The sequence below is a fragment of the uncultured Planktosalinus sp. genome (assembly GCF_963973675.1).
Lineage (GTDB): Bacteria > Bacteroidota > Bacteroidia > Flavobacteriales > Flavobacteriaceae > Planktosalinus.
The window spans coordinates 1-4,748 of sequence record NZ_CAXBAN010000204.1; the positions used below are offsets into that span (position 1 = coordinate 1).

Annotated in this window: 7 protein-coding genes; 1 reads left to right on the plus strand and 6 read right to left on the minus strand. The window is 40.7% G+C overall.

Annotation, left to right across the window (positions count from 1 at the left end):
* Window positions 1-139: 139 nt before the first annotated feature.
* From AACY61_RS08815 to AACY61_RS08825, 3 genes are all read right to left on the minus strand, one after another.
* Entirely contained in the window at window positions 140-907 is a 768-nt protein-coding gene (locus AACY61_RS08815; RefSeq protein WP_339611208.1) for an undecaprenyl-diphosphate phosphatase, read from the minus strand.
* A gap of 6 nt (window positions 908-913) precedes the next feature.
* Complete coding sequence (gene crcB, locus AACY61_RS08820; RefSeq protein ID WP_339611209.1) at window positions 914-1,291, minus strand: fluoride efflux transporter CrcB; 378 nt, start codon at window positions 1,289-1,291, stop codon at window positions 914-916.
* Window positions 1,292-1,389: 98 nt separating this feature from the next.
* A complete protein-coding gene (locus AACY61_RS08825) occupies window positions 1,390-2,508 on the minus strand; it encodes a site-specific integrase (protein WP_339611210.1) in 1,119 nt (372 codons plus the stop codon).
* Between the two features lie 136 nt (window positions 2,509-2,644).
* Between AACY61_RS08825 and AACY61_RS08830 the strand changes: the two genes are divergently transcribed.
* A complete protein-coding gene (locus tag AACY61_RS08830; RefSeq protein WP_339611211.1) occupies window positions 2,645-2,998 on the plus strand; it encodes a hypothetical protein in 354 nt (117 codons plus the stop codon).
* A 77-nt stretch (window positions 2,999-3,075) separates the two neighbouring features.
* Here the strand turns inward: AACY61_RS08830 and AACY61_RS08835 are convergent, their stop codons facing one another.
* The 3 genes from AACY61_RS08835 to xrtF all read right to left on the minus strand — a co-directional run.
* Window positions 3,076-3,777: a DUF6266 family protein gene (locus AACY61_RS08835; protein WP_339611212.1), complete on the minus strand. Its 702-nt coding sequence runs from the start codon at window positions 3,775-3,777 to the stop codon at window positions 3,076-3,078.
* 215 nt (window positions 3,778-3,992) lie between these two features.
* Complete coding sequence (locus AACY61_RS08840; RefSeq protein ID WP_339611214.1) at window positions 3,993-4,427, minus strand: exosortase F system-associated protein; 435 nt, start codon at window positions 4,425-4,427, stop codon at window positions 3,993-3,995.
* Window positions 4,411-4,748 (minus strand): exosortase family protein XrtF (gene xrtF, locus AACY61_RS08845; RefSeq protein ID WP_339611215.1); only part of this gene is annotated, 338 nt, incomplete at its 5' end. The genes AACY61_RS08840 and xrtF, both read right to left, overlap by 17 nt.

Here is a 4,748-nt window from a genome sequence, read left to right on the forward strand (position 1 = left end):
CGGTCAAGTATAAGAGCAGTAGCGGATTTCAAGGCGATTACCTGTCCGCCACCACAAAAGTTTATTAAATGCCAACACTTTCGATTTACCACTGTACCCGCTATTGCTCTTATACAATGTTAGGCACTGGCTTTTTTATTCAAGTCATTGTCAGTAAGAATATTAGTCCGATTATTATCCTGTAATATCCAAAGTGTTTAAATCCGTAATTTTCGACAATTCTCAAGAATATTTTCACGGCAAACCAAGCACTCACAAATGCAAATAACAATCCGATTGAGAGCAATGTGATTTCGTGTGTGTCAAAGTCCACAGGTGTTTTCAGTAAGTCGTATCCTGTTGCAGCGAACATTGTCGGGATAGCCAATAAGAATGAAAATTCTGTTGCCTGCTTTTTGTCCAACTTGTTAAAAACTCCGCCAATAATTGTTGCTGCGGCTCTTGATGTTCCTGGTATCATTGACAGGCATTGCATAAGTCCAATGAAGAATGCATTTTTAATGGGTATGCTTTCAAGTGTTTCAACTTCAGTTTGTTTGTTGACCACTCTTTTGTCAATCCAAATCAGTATAATACCGCCTAAAATCAGAGAAATGGAAACAACCACCGGATTAAACAAATAGGCTTTGATAAAATCATAAGCTAAAAAGCCGATTACCGCAGTTGGAATAAAGGCAACCAAAAGTTTGGTGTAAATTTCAATTCCTTGCAAAAAACGCTTAATGTACATCAATGCAATGGCAAATATCGCTCCTAATTGTATGAAAATCTCAAATGTTTTCACAAATTCATCTTCGTGAATTTTCATTACTGAAGATGCCAAAATCATATGTCCTGTTGATGAAACGGGTAAAAATTCTGTCAATCCTTCTATAATGGCAAGTACTATTGTTTGAATTAATTCCATACTCCTTTATGCTATTAGTTGCTTGGTAATGAAAATCCCGAAAAAAGTGGCAGCTAGTCCAAGTAACACACTCGATGAACAATAAATAATAGCATTAAAGTACTCCTTTGTTTTTATCAATTCTATTGTCTCAAATGAGAAGGTGGAAAACGTAGTAAAACTCCCTATAACACCTGTAATGATAAATAATTCCCATTTTTTTGAAATATCAAAGTTGGTAATGATTCCAACGAGTAATCCTATAAAAAGACAGCCCAAAATATTTACTATCATTGTCCCAAGTGGAATACCTACTATGGTCTTTCCTTGAAAAAGCAACGTCATTAAGTAGCGTAAAACTCCACCTATGAAACTACCTATTCCTATCGCTAATATTATCTTCATTTACTGTTTCTTTAGCTTGTGCCTAACATTAGTATATAAGTCATGTTTTGGGGATTTATTGTTGATATATTGCATTTGTGCAACATGGGCCACCCCCATTATTTCTTTCCGAAAGTAGCACTTTCCATAATAACATCCAAAGGACTTTTCAATGTTTTACTGTTAATACTCAAAACCCGCGTGTAAACCTCAGTCGTTTTGGTACTGCTGTGACCCAAAGCCGTCTGTATATACCTGATGTTTACCCCTCGCTGCATCAAATGGGTCGCAAAACTATGACGCAACGTGTGGGGCGTGCTCCACGGGTTAGACCCCGTTTTCTTTACAGCCCTCCGGTAAATCTGCTGTATGCTCGTTGCAGAATACTGCCCGCCGTCCTGCCCCTCAAACAACCAGTAAGAAGGCTTATGAACCTTGTAATACCTGCGCAATAAATCAAGCAACAACCGACTCAAAACCGTATGACGGTCCTTCTTGCCCTTAGAATCCTTTACAAACAAAAACCCATCATCAGACCGCACATCCTTTACCCGCAACCTGATCACCTCACCAATGCGCAAACCGGCACTGTAAATAGTATGCAAAATAGCCTTGTGCTTGATGTTGTCAGGAGCATTGATAATCGCAAGCACTTCCTCCTCACTTAGTGTGTTAGGCAAATCCCTGCTGCGCTTGGGGCGCGTGATGGTGTAATACTCCCGCGGCTGCCCAAGTGTATGCTCATAATAACTCTTGATGGCATTGATCATCATATTTTGCTTCTGCTCACTTATTTTGTACTTCTGTACCAACTCAAAAACAAAGCCCTCAATCTGCTCCTTCGTTAATGCATTGAAATCACTGTTTTTAAAATAAACAAGAAACTGCGCCAAGTTAGACTGATACGACCTAATGGTAGAATCACTGTAACTCTTCAACTTCATCTTTTGAAAATGCCTGTCCAACTCCTGCTGAATGGCCTCAGTGATAACAACCTCAGGCATTTCTGGCGGGCTATGCTCACAAACCTCCTTTAACTTTTTACCAAACAAAGACCTAACCTGTTCCTTATGAACAGCCGTGTTGGGCAAACTCCACAAATACTGCGAGGGGTGATAAAACGAGCCGTTCAACTGTTTAAAAGCCAAACGCTCATCCTCCATAAGATACGGAATCTTAAACTTAATGCGGCCCGCATTTTTTCTGGGCAAATACATTAAAATGACCATGGCTTCCATAATAAAATAAATTTAGAGAAAAAGACGTAGATCAAAACTAACTAAAAAAAATACCCTAAACCGCTAACAAACAACTATAAATGATTATAACCGTTTCAAACGAATAGCTTATATTTGAAGCCACAAAAGACATCAAGTGAAAAAAACTTGTAAAATATGTAAAAAAATACTCCGCGGAAGAACTGATAAATTATTCTGCTCCGTCGGCTGCAAAAACTACTACCACACACAACTGCGAAAAGCCTCCAACCGCGCCGCTCAACAAATCGACGAATACCTTAAACGCAACCACGGCATCCTGCTCGAGCTGATCGGAAAAAACAAAACCCAAATCAAAATTTATAGAACACGCCTGGAACAAAAAAAGTTCCGCTTTAAATACCACACCCACTTCCACATAAACAGCAAAGGAAAAATGTTTCACTACGTCTATGATATCGCCTGGATGGAATTTTCTGATGATGAAATACTCATCGTCAAAAAAAGCTAACACCACCCACACCCTTGCTATCAACTTGCATGGCTTAAAATTACATCACACACCCCTAAATGCCCCTATGCCAAAATCTATAAAATAAAACTCCCCAAATACACACTGGCAGAAGCCCGTTTTCCGGGTTGTGAAAAAGCGGCCCACACATGGGTCTCCACGCCTTCCCAGCTTTTATTCAAGGTGATGGTCACGGCTTGATCGCTGCGCCTGGCTACTTCGGTTTGGTAAAAAATGGCCCTGGCTTCGGGGGCACAGAGCACCACCAGCAAACCATCATCAGGATAGGCCAGTGCCTGGTCGCTGTTGTCCTGCCATTGCAATTCAACTAAATAAGTGCCATCCACATGCGCAGAAATTAAATCCGGCGGACGTAAATCGCCCAAACTCATCAGGGCTTTAGGAAAGTTGATGTGGTAACGCTCTTCTTCATAATAGACCGCCTCGTTTAAATAATACGATTTCGCCCAGTGAAAAGCCGGTAATACCGTGCCCGGAGGAAACATATTTTCTTTAAGCAGCCTCTTCAACGGACTCAAAAAAGCCATCACCACGGGCAGTTTATTCTGCTGCAACTTTTGCAGTGCTGATGACTTTCTTTTTTTTCCAACCGACTCCGGTTTGGTCCTTACCAGATCTCCATAGATGCTCTTATAAAACACAAGCCCCCCAACCATCCCTGATAATTTGACAACTTGACTTCTTACTCTTGCCATCCCTTTATAGTTGATTAAACTGTTTACTGATACATAAAAGCCTCTTATCCGAGACTTTACCATTCAAATTTAAACAATTATTACTATTAGTTCCAAGAATAATAGGAGTCATACTGTAGTTTTTTACGAAGTTTATTCGATGTTTCTTCGTAGTTTATCCGTAAATACAGTACCTTTTACGGTAAAACATCGAAGAAACTACGGTTTATTTTCGTATAAAAGTAGAAGCAAACTACAAGAAAACCCCAAGCAGTCAGTTTTCCTGATGAAGATTTGAATTACCGGCTCCTGAGTTTGTGATAATAAAAAGCCGGCAGCAGCAGCAAGACGAATAGGGGCTGAATCAAGAAACGGCGTACATAAAACAGCAGGTTGTAATTGCTGTGAGGAGCAGCATGGGCAACCAGCCAGGTCATCCAGGAGAACAAGACCACAAAAGCAAGAAGGTAGAGTACCGCTGAAAACTTTACAATGCCTTTGTCTTTAAATGCCACATATAAAATTGCCAGCGAAATCAAGGTATTGATCCCAAACCTGAAGGCGGTGTGCAGCATGAGGTTCCCAATTTCGACATCGGGCACTTTGTTGTGGAGATAGTCTTGCTTAAAAAAAGAGAGCAGTGGGTCATAAAACAAGTCGGCTTCAAACAGGCGCACCAGCACCAGGAGTGCGAATAAAAAAAGCAGAACAAGTAGTTTAAACGGTTTTTTCATCCTCTACTAGTTTTTCAGGAATCCTTCTCACCCATAGCACCCATAGCAAAAACACCATCCCGTAAATAATGGCCGGGAACAACACGCCGTGTAAAAATTCCTCATACTGCGGGTATTCATAGAGTGCAATGGCCAACAGCACAATGCGGAATAGATTGGCACAATAAATCAAAACCGCACCCACCAGTATGTAAAGCAGTGTGGGTTTCCAGCGTTGATGAAAGGCGACAATAAAAGCAGCAAACAGCGCCATCACACTCAGGGCATTGCAGCCTTCCACAATGCGAGCAAGGTATTGGTCATTGATCAATAACTTCATCG

Coding starts and splice junctions, on each gene's coding strand:
- AACY61_RS08815 (WP_339611208.1), bottom strand. CDS start 907: ATGGAATTAATTCAAACAATAGTACTTGCCATTATAGAAGGATTGACA.
- crcB (WP_339611209.1), bottom strand. CDS start 1,291: ATGAAGATAATATTAGCGATAGGAATAGGTAGTTTCATAGGTGGAGTT.
- AACY61_RS08825 (WP_339611210.1), bottom strand. CDS start 2,508: ATGGAAGCCATGGTCATTTTAATGTATTTGCCCAGAAAAAATGCGGGC.
- AACY61_RS08835 (WP_339611212.1), bottom strand. CDS start 3,777: ATGGTAAAGTCTCGGATAAGAGGCTTTTATGTATCAGTAAACAGTTTA.
- AACY61_RS08840 (WP_339611214.1), bottom strand. CDS start 4,427: ATGAAAAAACCGTTTAAACTACTTGTTCTGCTTTTTTTATTCGCACTC.